Here is a 15,244-nt window from a genome sequence, read left to right on the forward strand (position 1 = left end):
GTTTCTGAGGAAGGAGTATACACTATAGACCTATGAATAGTCATTTATCCAAATGTGCCTTAGGAGGAATTATATGGCATTAAGTGTGAAAAGTGTTTGTATTGAGGGAATTGGTGGTCAGCGAATTCAGGTAGAAGTAGAAGTATCAAAAGGACTTACAGCCTTTAACATTGTTGGACTTGGAAGTACTGAGGTTAAAGAAGCAAAAGATAGAGTTAGGGCAGCAATTGAAAATTCAAATTTAAAATTCCCATCAGGGCGCATTACTGTGAACTTAGCGCCAGCTGATGTGAGAAAAGAAGGGACGTTATTTGATTTGCCAATTGCAATAGCATTATTATGTATAGAATATGGTATCTCCATTGAAGGGCTTGAGAGTAATATTATATTTGGAGAACTATCATTAAATGGAAATTTACGGAGTATTAAAGGCGCATTCACCTTGATTAAGAGTTTGAGTGAAATTGGTGAGAAGAAATTTATAATACCACATGGAAATTTGAAAGAATGTTTAACAATTGAGGGAATTGAGATATATCCTTTTAGTTGTTTAAGAGAGGTTTTCATGTATGTTAAATATAGGGATATGAAAGGGATTGAGTGTTGCAGACCTACATATAGTACTAATATGGAATATGAAGTAGATATGTGTGAGGTTATAGGAAATGAATATGGTAAAAGAGCACTAGAAGTTGCAGCAGCAGGTAAACATAACATACTGATATTAGGTCCGCCCGGGTGTGGGAAAAGCATGATGGCGAGTAGGTTTTATACCATATTACCAAATCTTACTTATGAAGAAAGCTTGGAAGTGACTAGCATCTACTCAGCGGTAGGAAAGACGTCTAATGAAGGATTAATAAAAAGACGGCCTTTTAGAGCACCTCATAATAGCATAACAAAGTTAGGGCTTATAGGCGGAGGGAGAAATTTATCACCAGGAGAAATAACATTAGCACATAAGGGTGTTTTGTTTATTGATGAATTTTTAGAACTTGAAAGAGCTAAAATAGAAACATTAAGACAACCTATTGAAGATAAGAAGGTTCAGATTAATAAAAATTTAAAATATATAGAATATCCCTGTGACTTTATTTTTATCGCTACATCTAACTTATGTCCATGTGGTTATTTCGGTGATGATAAAAATGAATGCAAATGCACATTAACACAGATCAATAGATACAGATCAAAATTATCAGGACCTATAATGGATCGATTCGATATAATAATTTTTTTAAGTAATAAACTGAAAGAAGTTCAAGAAAATTCAGTGAAAGGAGAAACTTCAAGTGCCATAATGAAAAGAGTTAAAAGGGCTTGGACAGTTCAAAATAAGCGATATAAAAATACAGAATTCAACAGTAGTGCATCATTGAAAGTATTAAAAGAATATGATGTGGTTTCTGATGAAATAATAGAATACTTATGTGATGTGTGCAAAAAATTAAGAATTACTAATAGAGGATTTATTAAAATTTTGAAAGTAGCTAGAACTATTGCTGATTTAGAAGGAAGTAAAGAAATAGGAGATAGTCATATATCAGAGGCAATCAGTTATAGGCAAGGTATTAACAGTATAATGTGGTGAGGTGAAAAGAATGGAAAAATTGTTTTTTCATACATGGTTAAGTATGACTGGATTAAATCATAGTATAAAGAAAGAAATATTAAATGATACTCTTAAAGAAGAAAATTTTAATAAAATGACTTTGAATGATTGTAAAAGGATAATCAAATACTTTGAATTAAAATACCCATGCAAGAAAAAGAATGATTTTAAGACAATAGAGGAAATATATATAAAATCTCTAAAAATGAATGTTTCTTCAATGGATGTTCATGATAGGAACTATCCAAAATTGTTGAAGGAAATTTATGATCCACCAAATGTTTTATTTTATCAAGGGAGAATAGAATCAATAAATGATAAAGAGAATCTTTCAATTGTAGGCTCAAGAAAGTGCACCCACTACGGTGAAGAAGTAATAAAAGGAATAGTGAAGTATTTAAGAGAATATAATGTAAATACTATAAGTGGAGGAGCCTTGGGTATAGATTCTTTATGTCATTATTATTCTATAAAAAATAAATTGGCTACATTTGCTGTATTGGGAAGTGGATTGGATGTCTTATATCCATATACAAATAAACGTATGTTTGAAAATATTATTCAAAATGGTGGAGCTTTGATAAGTGAATTTGTTTTAGGTACAAAGCCAATGAGATATAATTTTCCAAAAAGAAATAGAGTTATCAGTGGGATAAGTAGATTGCTTTTAATTGTTGAAGCAGGATACAAAAGTGGAAGTTTAATTACCATGGGGCAGGCATTAGAACAAGGAAGAGATGTTATGGCAGTTCCAGGAAATGTTTTTTCGGAGAGTTCTAAAGGGTGTAATAAAATAATAAGTGAGGGGGCATATGTATATAATGATATAACAGATATAACAGATATATTGAAAATAGATAAAAAAAAGTGTATTATAGACAAAGATGAGGATGAAAAAAAATCCAGTTGTTCTAAGATTTTTTCAATTTTATCTGATATACCTATGCACTTTGATGAAATAAATAAAATTACTGAGATTGACATAAGGGTACTTTATAGTTTATTATTTGAAATGCAGATAAATGATTTAATAAGCTGCATAAATGGAAATTTTTATGTTAGAAAATATGAGGTTAAATAACTAATATTTTTTTGACAATAATTTAGACGTTTGAAATTATGAAAGTTTTCATGAATTAACTATTGCAAAATTTAGGAGAAACTTAGAGAAAATAATATATAGAAATCGGAGGGGTTATGATGGGACAAAAACTAGTTATAGTTGAGTCACCAGCAAAAGCTAAAACTATTAAGAAATATTTAGGAAAGAATTTTGTAGTTGAAGCAACAATGGGGCACGTTAGGGATTTGCCAAAGAGTCAGTTGGGTGTTGATATAGAAAATGATTTTGAACCAAAATACATAACCATAAGAGGAAAAGGTGATGTGTTAAGCACTTTAAGAAAAGCAGCTAAGAAAAGTGATAAAGTCTATCTGGCTACCGACCCTGATAGAGAAGGTGAAGCTATTTCTTGGCATTTAGCTAAGGCTCTTAAAATTGACGAAAATGAAAAAATAAGAATAGAATTTAACGAGGTTACAAAAACAGCAGTTAAAAATGCAATTAAAAATCCTAGAGAAATAAGAGAAAATGTAGTTAATGCACAACAAGCTAGAAGAATATTAGATAGACTTGTTGGATATGAGATAAGTCCAATACTTTGGAGAAAAATCAAGTGGGGACTAAGTGCTGGTAGAGTACAATCGGCAGCTTTGAAAATCATATGTGATAGAGACGAAGAAATCAAGGCATTCGAACCTAAAGAATATTGGACAATCGAAGGTGCGGTTTACAAAGATAAAAAGAAGGATAGTTTTCAAATAAAATTAGCCCAGAAAAATGGAAAGAAAATTGAATTAAATGATGAAAAGGAAACAAATGAAGTTTTAAAAAATCTTAATGAAGGAAAATATATCATTGATGAAATAAAAACTTCAAAAAAAGAAAAAGCACCAGCTGCTCCATTTACAACAAGTTCATTACAACAAGAAGCCTACAGAAAATTAGGGTATAGTACTAAAAGAACAATGTCAAATGCTCAAAAACTATATGAAGGAATAGATATAAAGGGATTTGGAACTGTTGGATTGATAACTTATATGAGAACAGATTCTGTGAGAATTTCAAATGAAGCTCAGGACGCTGCATTAGAATTCATCAAAGAAAACTTGGGTGATGAATACATTCCACAAGAGAAAAGAATATATAAGACTAAAAAAAATACACAAGATGCACACGAAGCAATAAGAGCGAGTAATGTTCAGATAACTCCAGAAATAGCAAAAGATTCTTTGAGTAGAGATGAGTATAAATTGTATAATTTAATCTGGCAAAGATTTATGGCTAGTCAAATGAGTAATTGTGTTATGGATAATACTACAGTGAATATTAAAAATGGAGAATACTTACTAAAGGCAAGAGGATCTGTGATACTATTTGATGGATTTACTAAGATATATTCTACTAGTGAAGATGAAAAGAAGAAGCTTCTTCCGAAGTTAACTAAAGATGATATTCTTAATGTAGAAAATATTGAAGGAATTCAACACTTCACACAACCGCCAGCTAAGTTTTCGGAAGCATCATTGGTTAAAACATTAGAAGAAAATGGTATTGGAAGACCTAGTACATATGCTCCAACCATATCTACTTTATTAGGTAGGAAGTATGTGGAGAGGGAAAAGAAAATACTTCAACCTACAGAATTAGGTGAAATAGTTAATAATATAGTAAGTGAGTATTTTAAGTTTATAGTTGATATTGATTTTACTGCAGAACTTGAGAGTAAGCTTGATAGTATTGAAGAAGGAACAGCAGAGTGGAGAAAAACCGTGGCTACTCTTTATGAACCGCTAAAAGAAGCTATAGAAATAGCAGAAAAAGAAATAGCTAAAATTACTATTGAAGATAAAGTTACTGATATCTTGTGCGATAAGTGTGGTAGAAATATGGTAATAAAACAAGGAAGATTTGGAGAGTTTCTAGCGTGTCCAGGTTATCCCGAATGTAAAAATACAAAGGCTATAACCAAAGAATTGGATGTTAATTGTCCATTGTGTGGTAACACTATAGTTGAGAAAAGAAGTAAAAAGGGTAAGACATTTTACGGATGTAGTAATTATCCAGAGTGTAATTATGTTAGCTGGTATGAACCAGTAAATAAACCATGTCCACAATGTGGTGAATTGTTGGTAAAAAGATATTCAAAAAAGAGTGGAGAACATTTAAGTTGTCCAAATAAAGAGTGTGATTATACTGAAAAAGATATGAATTAACAGTAAATTGAATGAAGCTAGTATTAAGGATGTCGAAAATTTAAAAAAAATGTTGAATATTAATTGAAGGTATGATATTATAATTAACTGTGATTCGTTATTATCAAGATTAGTTTTTTTGATTTAATTTTGAATTTTTGAACAATACTATTAATATATATACTAACGAGGAGGATATTATAATGTCATTATTAGACAAAACGAGAATGTTAAATAAAATATTGCAAAAATCAGGAGCTGAACCTGTTTCTTTTATGGATATTTGTAAACTATTGAGTGAAGTATTAGAAAGCAATGTTTATGTAACTAGCAGAAAAGGTAAGATACTTGGTTATAATCTTTTCAGTGGATTTGAATGTGAAAAGATGAAGACTGATATTTTAGAAGAAATGAGATTTCCTGAAGAATACAATGCTAAGTTATTGAGTATTCATGAAACTAGAGCTAATGTAACAAATTCTGAAATATGCGTATTTGATGAAGACGACAGTTGTATTTTAGAAGGATTAAAAACTACTATTGTTCCTATTATGGGAAACAGAGAAAGATTAGGAACATTAATTATATCTAAATTTGCTACGGAATATAATGAAGATGATTTAGTAATTTCTGAATATAGTGCAACTATAGTTGGTTTAGAAATACTAAGAGCTAAAAATGAAGATATGGAAAAGGAAGCAAGAAAGAAAGCGGTTGTTCAACTTGCAATTGGAACTCTTTCATATTCAGAGCTTGAAGCTGTTGAACATATTTTTAATGAATTAGAGGGTGAAGAAGGATTATTAGTAGCATCTAAAATTGCTGATAAAGTTGGAATAACAAGATCTGTTATAGTTAATGCTTTAAGAAAATTTGAGAGTGCTGGTGTAATTGAGTCAAGATCATTAGGAATGAAGGGAACTCATATTAAAATCCTTAATAATAAATTAATTGAAGAACTTAACAAGATGAAATAAGAAAAGCAGTTTGACTGCTTTTTTTTTATTTAAAAAAATTGAAATTTAACAGAAATTAGTGTTTCTTCTTAACATTATTAAACATTTGTATATCCAAGTGAACATAAGCTTCGTTTGTGAAAGTAAGTCTGTTAATATTCTATCAAAACAATGAATTAAATAATAAAAAGCATGAAAATGGTTTAATATAATAAATAAAACTATAATATGGTACAAAAAAGCGAAATTTTTGTTGAAGTACAAAAGAGCTTATGGTATACTCAATAGGGTAAAAAAAAATACACACACACTTTGATTCATGTGAAGGTGCTTCGTGGCGAAGTTTTACGTGAGGTGAAAAGTGTGGAGGTGAAACCTGAGGAGGATTTAAAATGGCAGTTATTTCTATGAAACAATTATTAGAAGCTGGTGTACATTTCGGACACCAAACAAGAAGATGGAACCCTAAGATGGCTCCGTATATTTTTACAGAGAGAAATGGTATCTATATCATTGATCTTCAGAAAACAGCTAAGCAAACAGAGGTAGCTTATGATTTCATAAGATCTGTAGTAGCTGAAGGAAAAGAAGTATTATTTGTTGGAACTAAGAAGCAAGCTCAAGAGGCTGTTGCTAGTGAAGCTACTAAAGCAGGAATGCATTTTGTTCAAAATAGATGGTTAGGTGGAATGTTAACTAACTTTAAAACTATCAAGAAGAGAATCGGTAGATTAGATGAACTTGACAGAATGGAAGACGAAGGAATCTTCGATGTTCTACCAAAGAAAGAAGTTTCTCAGTTAAAGCTTGAAAGAGAAAAGCTTGAGAAGAACTTAGGTGGAATAAGAAATATGGATGTTTCTAAAATTGGTGCAATGTTCGTTGTTGACCCAAGAAAAGAAAAAAATGCTGTTTTAGAAGCTAAAATATTAGGAATCCCAGTTGTATCTTTAGTTGACACAAACTGTGATCCAGATCCAATTGATTATGTTATTCCAGGTAATGATGATGCAATCAGAGCTGTAAAACTTATCTCTTCAAAAATGGCTGAGGCTATTTTAGAAGGTAAGCAAGGTGAACAATTAGCTGAATAATAAGCTAAATAATAAGCCACTTAATGAAATGGAGGAATAAATATGATTACTGCTAGTATGGTAAAAGAACTAAGAGAGCGTACTGGTGCAGGAATGATGAACTGCAAAAAAGCTCTTACTGAATGTGAAGGTAACATAGAAAGAGCAGTTGAGATTTTAAGAGAAAAAGGTTTAGCTGCTGCTGCTAAAAAGGCAGGAAGAGTTGCTGCTGAAGGAATAGTTAAAACTTTTATTACTGAAGATGGAAAGAAAGCTTCAATTGTTGAAGTAAACTGTGAAACTGATTTCGTTTCAGCTAATGAAGCATTTATAGTTTTTGCTGAAAACATAGCTAAACAAGTAGCTTTAAATGAGTATACTGATATAGACGCATTAAAAGCTGCGAAATATATAGCTGATGAGAATATGACTGTTGCTGATGCATTAACAGCTTTAATTGCTAAATTAGGCGAAAACATGGATCTAAGAAGATTCAAGAAGTTAAGCGTTGAAAATGGAGCAATTAATAGTTACATTCACGGTGGTGGAAAAATCGGTGTTATTGTTGAATTAGAGAGTAATACTGATAAAGTTGAAGAAGTAAAAGCATTAGCTAAAGAGTTAGCTATGCAAGTTGCTGCTTCAAACCCATTATACTTAGATAGAAACTCTGTTGATCAAGAAAACCTTGAAAAAGAGAGAGAAATCTATAGAGTTCAGGCTCTTAACGAAGGTAAACCAGAAAAAATCGTTGATAAAATGGTTGAAGGTAGAATTAATAAATACCTTAAAGAGGTATGCTTAGTTGATCAGCTTTGGGTTAAAAATGGAGATCTTACTATTTCAAAACTTCTTGAAGAAGAAGGTAAGAAATTAGGTGCTGAAATTAGTGTTAAAGCATTTGTAAGATTTGAAAAAGGCGAAGGTATTGAGAAAAAAGAAGAAAATTTTGCTGAAGAAGTTCAAAGACAGCTTAGCAAGTAAATGAAAAAAAGAACACTAGCGTGTTCTTTTTTTTTAAAATAATTAGTAATTATTGACAATTGGAGGTATAATATTAATATGAACAATGGAAAATATAAAAGAGTCATGTTGAAATTATCAGGTGAAGCATTATCAGGACCTAAAGGTTATGGTATAGATTTTGATATAGTTAAAAGCATATCAGAGCAAATTAAAGAAATAGCTGAAATGGGAATTGAATGTGGTATTGTGATTGGCGCTGGAAACATATGGAGAGGCAGAAATGGAAGTGATATGGATAGAACAACTGCTGATTATATGGGAATGATGGCAACATGTATTAATGCTCTTGCTATGCAAGATTCCCTTGAAAGTATGGGAGTTCAAACTAGGGTTCAAACTGCTATTGAGATGAGAGAAGTAGCTGAGCCATTTATAAGAAGAAGAGCTATGAGACACTTGGAAAAGGGAAGAGTTGTGATCTTTGCTTCAGGCACAGGAAATCCTTATTTCTCCACTGATACGGCAGCCGCATTAAGAGCAGCTGAAATAGAAGCTGATATAATATTATTAGCTAAAAATGTTGATGGAGTTTATGATAAAGATCCTAACAAGTATGATGATGCGAAGAAATTTGATTCTTTAAGATACATAGAAGTATTAGAAAAAGGTTTGCAAGTTATGGATTCAACAGCTACATCACTTTGTATGGATAATGAAATTCCTATTCTAGTTTTCGCACTAGAAAAACCAGATAATATTAAATTGGCTGTTCAAGGTGAGCAAATCGGAACTTTAGTAAAATAATACGGGGGTGTATTTATGATAAAAGAAATTATGAGTAATATGAATACTAGAATGACAAAGACAATTAAAGTACTTAATGATGAACTAGGATCTATGAAAGCAGGAAGAGCTAATCCTAAGATGTTAGATAAAATTGAAGCTGAATATTATGGTAGTATGACTCCACTTAGTCAACTAGCAAATATTTCTGTTCCAGAGCCAAGGATTTTACTAATAACTCCTTATGACAAGAGTGCTTTAAAAGATATTGAAAAAGCAATACTTAAATCGGATTTAGGATTAAATCCTAATAATGATGGTAATGTTATAAGGTTATTGGTAGCGGAATTAACAGAAGAAACAAGAAAAAATTTAGTTAAAGCAATTAAAAAAACTGGTGAAGATTCAAAAGTTGCATTAAGATCAGTAAGACATGATGCACTTAACAAGCTTAAAACATTAAAGAAAGAAAATGAAATAACAGAAGATGATGCTAAAGATGTTGAAAAGGATATTCAAAAAGAAATAGATAAGTTTGTAAAGGAAATAGAAAGTTTAGTTTCTGCTAAAGAAGAGGAAGTTTTGAAAGTATAATCTATAGACTGCAAACTCAGAAGCTTTTAAAGGGTTTCTGAGTTTGTTAGTTATATAAAGAATTAAGTTTTTAATAGAAGAATTAATTGAATTTTGAGAAAAAAAATGAAAAAAGGTGATATATTTGGGTATTTTTAACAAAAAACGAAAAGAAGTCAATCCTGAATTTGCTACAATACCATCTCATATTGCTATTATTATGGATGGAAATGGAAGATGGGCAAAGAAACGAGGATTACCTAGAACTTTAGGACATAAAGCTGGGGTTGAAGCAATAAGAGGAATTGTGAAGGAATGTAGTAAAATTGGGATTAAATATTTGACTCTTTATGCTTTTTCAACAGAAAATTGGAAAAGACCTCAAGATGAAGTTAATGGATTAATGAAATTGCTTGTTCAGTACTTAAAAGGTGAGTTTGAAGAATTAAATAAGAATAATGTTGTAATCAATTATATTGGAAATATAACGGAATTTCCTAAAATATGTCAAGAAGAATTAATAAAAGCTAAAAATTTAACAAAGAATAATACTGGATTAACTCTTAATTTGGCATTGAATTATGGTGGAAGAGATGAGGTTCTTTTCTCTTTTAAAAATATTCTGAAAGATTATGAAAAAGGGAAATTCACTCTTGAAGAGTTAAATGAAGATATGATTAGTAATAATTTATATACTAAAGGAATACCAGATCCAGAATTAATGATAAGGACTAGTGGTGAAGAAAGACTAAGTAATTTTCTTATATGGCAATTGGCATTTTCGGAATTTTATTTTACAGATGTTCTTTGGCCTGATTTTAATAAAGATGATCTGTACTTAGCATTAAAAACCTTTGAAGGAAGAGATAGAAGATTTGGTGGAGTGAAATAAGGAGTGTTTATTATGAATAAAAGATATATTGGAGCAGTTATATATTTAATTCCAACATTATTAATAATAGTATTGGGTGGAAATTTTTTAAGATATGGCTTGATGATAATGTCTTTAATGGGGCTAAATGAATTTTACAATGCTTTAAGAAAAAAGAATATGAATCCATTTGGGATAATAGGGTATGTTTCAACAATATTTTATTACTATTATTTAGGTAAGAGTATTGAACCAGTATTTTTAGGGTTTCTTGTGATGTCAGTAGTTATGGTATTACTAGTTTTACCTATGTTATATGAAAAGCGTACTATTGTTGATTCTGCTGTGACACTATTTGGTATATTATATGTCTCTGCCTTGATAAGTTTAATATATTTAATAGGGGCAAAAGAGAATGGTGTTTACCTTATTTGGGTAATATTCATAAGTTCTTGGAGCTGTGATACAATGGCTTACTTTGTAGGTAAAAATATAGGTAAGATTAAAATTGCACCTAGAATTAGTCCTAATAAGAGTTTGGAAGGGTCAATAGGTGGATTTTTATCATCCACAATTGCAGTAGGTATATATGGGTACATAATTATAAATTTCTTTAGTATTAATATTAATCTTTTTCACTTTATAATGATTGGTCTATTATGTGGGGTGTTGAATCAGATTGGTGATTTAACAGCATCGTCTATAAAGAGAAACATGGATATTAAAGATTTTAGTAATCTAATTCCAGGACATGGAGGAATTTTAGATAGATTTGATAGCATAATTTTTGCATCTGCTGTAGTATATTATTATATATCAATAATAATAGGGATGTAGGTGTGAATAAAAGAAGAAGAGTTTTTATTGAAGTTATAGTATTGTTTGGGATTTTTGCTTTAGGAGCGGTATTTATAAATCATTTTTTTAAACCTATGATTTTGTTTCTAATACTTCTTATAATGGCAATTCCTATAGATGGACTATTAAAGAAGAAGTTGACAAACGCCAATATTAGAGCTACTATTTTAATTTTAATTATAAATACAATAGTAGTTCTTTTGATAATATTTATAGGTGGTTTTTTTTACAATAAGATAATTTACATTTTAAGGTGTGGAGCTGTTAATGTTGTAAATAACATTAAAATTCTGTTGCTGAATCTGGAAAATAATATTAAATATGAAGAGTTAATGACGAAGTTATATAGTCAATTAACGAACTTAAGTGGTATGATTTTAACAAAAGGAGCAACTTATACTACAAATAGTCTTAGTACATACATTTTTGCAAATATTATGCTTTTCTTTGCACTTAAAGATAAAGAATCAATTATAAAAGTAATAAGAAGTTTAATGGGGCATGAATCATTAAATTTTTTCACAAGGAAACTTAATGAGTTTAGAGCGTATTTCAAAATTCAGCTAATGCTTGTAGGATTTTCGGCTCTTCAGATAACTTTAGGTTTTATGGTTTTAGGTATAAATGATTTTTTATCTTATGGAATAATCTGTGGTATACTTGATATACTTCCAATTGTAGGTATGTTATTAGTATTTATACCTTTAATATTGATTAATCTATATTATAAAAAATACGTTCTTGTTATTGGATTAGGTATTTTATACTTATATATATCCATAACAAGAGAGATACTTCAAACTAAATTCGCTAGTAGTTCTTTGAATATACATCCATTGATGTTATTTATCTCAGTATATATGGGGTACCAGATTCAAGGGTTTACCGGTTCTCTCATGTTATTATTTTGTGCTATAACAATAAAAGAATGGATAAAAGGATATAATATACAAGAATATGACGGAGGCAGAATATGAAAAATGTAGGTATTATAGGAGCTACTGGTTCAATTGGTAGTCAAACAATGGAAGTACTAAGAGAAAACCGGAAAGCATTCAATTTAACTGGGATTAGTTCTCACAGTAACTATAAAAAAACTATTGAAATAATAGAAGAATTTTCACCGGAAGTTGTTGTTGTGACTGAAGACAATGCTTATGACATAATAAAAGATTATTGTAAAGATAAAAATAAGAAGTTAAGTCTTTATAGGGGTATTGAATCTTTAGAAAAGGTAAGTGAAATTAAAGAAAATGATATTTTGGTTACTTCGGTTGTGGGAATGGTTGGTTTGAAGCCTACAATGAAGGCCATTGAGAATGGAACAACAATTGCATTGGCGAATAAAGAAACTTTGGTAGCTGGTGGACGTCATGTTATGGAAGCAGCTAGAAGAAGAAATGTTGATATACTACCTGTTGACTCAGAGCATAATGCTCTTTTTCAATGTTTGCAAGGGGAAAAAAGAGAAGATATCAAAAGGTTGCATATAACAGCATCAGGAGGACCTTTCAGAGGAAAGAAAAAAGAAGAACTAATTAATATTACACCTGAGGATGCAGTAAGACATCCTAAGTGGAATATGGGGATGAAAATAAGTGTTGATTCTTCAACGTTAATGAATAAAGGGTTGGAAGTAATTGAAGCTCATTGGTTGTATGGAGTAGATTATGATAAAATCAATGTAGTGGTTCACCCAGAAAGTATAATACATTCTATGGTTGAGTATAAAGATAATAGTATTATTGCACAATTGAGTAACCCAAATATGAAATTGCCTATACAATATGCACTTACATATCCTAAAAGAATTGATTGTAACATAAAAGAATTGAATCTTTTTGATATTGGTCAATTAACTTTTGAAAGACCTGATACAGATACTTTTACTTGTTTGAAATTAGCATATCAGGCTGGAAAGGCTTCGGGAAATGCAGGGGTGATATTGAACACAAGTAATGAAGTGGCAGTAGATCTATTTTTAAATGGAGTTATAAAATATTTAGAAATTAATGAAATCGTAGAAAGATGTTTAAATAATTATGAATATATGTCTAAGCCAACATTAGAAGACATTATTCAGATAGATAAAAGAATTAGAAAAGATTTATATGGTTTATATTTAGGAGGAAAATAATATGAGTTTAGAGATCATAGTAAAAAATATACCATTTATAATTATGGGGCTACTTGCTTTTAGTGTGTTGGTTATATGGCATGAATTAGGTCATTTTATATTAGCAAAGTTAAATGGAGTTAAAGTAGAAGAGTTCTCAGTAGGAATGGGTAAAAAGATTTTTGGAGTTAACGGGAAAGAAACAGAATATAATGTTAGAATGTTACCAATTGGTGGATATGTTAAGATGCTTGGTGAGGAAGGCGAGTGTAAAGACGAGAGAGCCTTTGCCAATAAAGCCAACTGGAGAAGGTTAACAATAGTTGCTGCAGGTCCAATATTTAACTTTATATTAGCTATTCTTCTTTTTGGTATGGTTTATAGTCTTACTGGAACTTTAGTGCCAAATGTTGCTGAACTAACAAAAGATGCTCCTGCAATAAGCGTAGGTATTAAAGAAGGCGATAAAATTATTGAAGCGAATGAAAAGAAAATCAATACATGGACTGATTTCTTAGTTGTAATGAGCGATAATAAAGGGGAATCGGTGGATCTTAAGATAGATAGAGAGGGAGAAATAATTGAATTTAATATTGTCCCTAAAGAAATAGAGGAAGAGGGTAGAACGAGATATATAGTTGGTATTGCCCCAGAGGTGATAAAACCTTCTTTTGGGAAAGCTTTAGAGTTAGGGGTTAAAGAAACTAAGAGTATGGTTCAACAAACATTTGGATTTTTTGGAAAAGCATTTAAAGGAAAAGCCTCAAAAGATGATGTAGGTGGACCTGTTACAATATTTAAATTAACAGGTAGAGTTGCGAAAGCGGGATTATTACCTCTTATCAACTTTATGGCAATTATTAGTGTGCAATTAGCTATATTTAATATACTCCCATTCCCTGCTTTAGATGGTGGATGGATATTAATACTTATTCTTCAAATGATTACAGGTAAGAAGTTTAATGAGGATATTGTAGGAAAGATAAACTATATTGGTTTTATGGTATTACTAGGATTAATGGTATTGGTTACAATCAAAGACGTATTATATCCGGTAATTTAAAAGGAAGTGACTAAAGTGAGAAAAAGTACAAGAAGAATTAAAATAGGGAACATCTACATTGGGGATGGAGAAAAAATAGCTGTTCAGTCAATGACAAATACAGATACAAGAGATGTTAAAGCTACTGTTGCACAGATAAAACTGTTGGAATCGGCAGGGTGTGATATAGTTAGATGTGCTGTACCTGACATGGTGGCGGCTGAAGCTTTAGGAGAAATAGTAAAGAATGTTAATTTACCGGTTGTTGCGGATATACACTTTGATTATCAATTAGCATTGAAGGCTATTGAAAATGGTGCAAGTAAGATTAGAATTAATCCTGGGAATATTGGTAGTGAAGAGAAAGTTAAGGCTGTTGTTGAAGCTGCTAAGAAAAAAAATATTCCGATTAGAATTGGCGTTAATTCTGGTTCTTTAAAAAAAGAGATACTTGAAAAATATGGTTCACCAGTACCAGAGGCTCTTGTAGAAAGTGCACTAGGTCATGTTAAAATTCTTGAAAAATTAGAGTTTTATGATATTGTAATTTCAATCAAATGTTCGGATGTATATAAAACAATAGAATGCTATAGATTAATGAGTGAAAAAGTTGATTACCCTCTTCATCTTGGTGTTACAGAATCAGGTACTCCATGGAGAGGAACAATCAAGTCGGCAATTGGAATTGGTACGCTTCTTAGTGAGGGAATAGGAGATACATTAAGGGTATCACTCACAGGAGATGTTGTTGAAGAGGTGAAAGTTGGGCAAGAGATTTTGAAATCATTGAATTTAATAAAAGAAGGAATTGAGTTTATATCATGTCCTACCTGCGGAAGGACTGAAATAGATCTTATTGGCATAGCAACTCAGGTGGAAGAACGGTTAAGTAATGTCAAAAAAAATATCAGAGTAGCTGTTATGGGTTGTGCTGTAAATGGACCAGGAGAAGCAAGGGAAGCTGACATTGGAATAGCTGGAGGTAAAGGAGTAGGCTTAATATTTAAAAAAGGTGAGATTATAAAAAAAGTACCTGAGGAAGAATTGGTTGATGAACTTATCGCACAAATTGAACAATTGTAATATGAGATATAGAGAGTAGGTTTACCCTAGTCTCTTGTTTTTTATAAATTACTATA

14 protein-coding genes are annotated in these 15,244 nt (G+C 30.9%); all 14 read left to right on the top strand.

Features of this window, described 5'->3' with window-relative positions; all coding sequences use genetic code 11:
• Nucleotides 1–73: 73 nt before the first annotated feature.
• The 14 genes from KDK92_RS15290 (at nt 74) to ispG (ending at nt 15,188) form a co-directional block, all read left to right on the top strand.
• Nucleotides 74–1,591 (top strand): YifB family Mg chelatase-like AAA ATPase, encoded by a 1,518-nt coding sequence (locus KDK92_RS15290; protein WP_250860202.1) that lies wholly within the window; start codon nt 74–76, stop codon nt 1,589–1,591.
• A 10-nt stretch (nt 1,592–1,601) separates the two neighbouring features.
• The gene (dprA, locus tag KDK92_RS15295; RefSeq protein ID WP_250860203.1) at nt 1,602–2,693 is read left to right on the top strand and encodes a DNA-processing protein DprA; all 1,092 of its coding nucleotides are present in this window, start codon (nt 1,602–1,604) and stop codon (nt 2,691–2,693) included.
• A gap of 119 nt (nt 2,694–2,812) precedes the next feature.
• Nucleotides 2,813–4,888, top strand: coding sequence for a type I DNA topoisomerase (gene topA, locus KDK92_RS15300; protein WP_250860204.1), 2,076 nt, complete (start codon nt 2,813–2,815; stop codon nt 4,886–4,888).
• 179 nt (nt 4,889–5,067) lie between these two features.
• On the top strand, nt 5,068–5,844 hold the full coding sequence (codY, locus tag KDK92_RS15305) for a GTP-sensing pleiotropic transcriptional regulator CodY (RefSeq protein ID WP_250860547.1): 777 nt from the start codon (nt 5,068–5,070) through the stop codon (nt 5,842–5,844).
• 371 nt (nt 5,845–6,215) lie between these two features.
• Nucleotides 6,216–6,917, top strand: a complete 702-nt coding sequence (gene rpsB / locus KDK92_RS15310; RefSeq protein ID WP_250860205.1) for a 30S ribosomal protein S2 — start codon at nt 6,216–6,218, stop codon at nt 6,915–6,917.
• Nucleotides 6,918–6,959: 42 nt separating this feature from the next.
• On the top strand, nt 6,960–7,880 hold the full coding sequence (tsf, locus tag KDK92_RS15315) for a translation elongation factor Ts (RefSeq protein WP_250860207.1): 921 nt from the start codon (nt 6,960–6,962) through the stop codon (nt 7,878–7,880).
• Nucleotides 7,881–7,958: 78 nt separating this feature from the next.
• Complete coding sequence (gene pyrH, locus KDK92_RS15320) at nt 7,959–8,666, top strand: UMP kinase (RefSeq protein WP_250860209.1); 708 nt, start codon at nt 7,959–7,961, stop codon at nt 8,664–8,666.
• Nucleotides 8,667–8,681: 15 nt separating this feature from the next.
• Nucleotides 8,682–9,239 (top strand): ribosome recycling factor, encoded by a 558-nt coding sequence (frr, locus tag KDK92_RS15325; RefSeq protein WP_250860210.1) that lies wholly within the window; start codon nt 8,682–8,684, stop codon nt 9,237–9,239.
• A gap of 124 nt (nt 9,240–9,363) precedes the next feature.
• Nucleotides 9,364–10,110 (top strand): isoprenyl transferase, encoded by a 747-nt coding sequence (locus tag KDK92_RS15330; RefSeq protein WP_250860211.1) that lies wholly within the window; start codon nt 9,364–9,366, stop codon nt 10,108–10,110.
• A gap of 12 nt (nt 10,111–10,122) precedes the next feature.
• Nucleotides 10,123–10,926 (top strand): phosphatidate cytidylyltransferase, encoded by an 804-nt coding sequence (locus KDK92_RS15335; RefSeq protein WP_250860212.1) that lies wholly within the window; start codon nt 10,123–10,125, stop codon nt 10,924–10,926.
• Between the two features lie 2 nt (nt 10,927–10,928).
• A complete protein-coding gene (locus KDK92_RS15340) occupies nt 10,929–11,924 on the top strand; it encodes an AI-2E family transporter (RefSeq protein ID WP_250860213.1) in 996 nt (331 codons plus the stop codon).
• Nucleotides 11,921–13,084 carry a 1-deoxy-D-xylulose-5-phosphate reductoisomerase gene (gene dxr / locus KDK92_RS15345; protein ID WP_250860214.1) on the top strand — a complete coding sequence of 388 codons (1,164 nt, stop codon included), beginning with the start codon at nt 11,921–11,923 and terminating at the stop codon, nt 13,082–13,084. Before KDK92_RS15340 ends, dxr begins: the two co-directional genes overlap by 4 nt.
• 1 nt (nt 13,085) lies before the next feature.
• Nucleotides 13,086–14,126, top strand: a complete 1,041-nt coding sequence (rseP, locus tag KDK92_RS15350; protein ID WP_250860215.1) for an RIP metalloprotease RseP — start codon at nt 13,086–13,088, stop codon at nt 14,124–14,126.
• Nucleotides 14,127–14,141: 15 nt separating this feature from the next.
• Nucleotides 14,142–15,188, top strand: a complete 1,047-nt coding sequence (gene ispG, locus KDK92_RS15355) for a flavodoxin-dependent (E)-4-hydroxy-3-methylbut-2-enyl-diphosphate synthase (protein WP_250860216.1) — start codon at nt 14,142–14,144, stop codon at nt 15,186–15,188.
• The last annotated feature ends 56 nt before the right edge of the window (nt 15,189–15,244 follow it).

Source organism: Oceanirhabdus seepicola, assembly GCF_023684385.1.
In the GTDB taxonomy this organism is placed as follows: Bacteria; Bacillota; Clostridia; order Clostridiales; family Clostridiaceae; genus Oceanirhabdus; species Oceanirhabdus seepicola.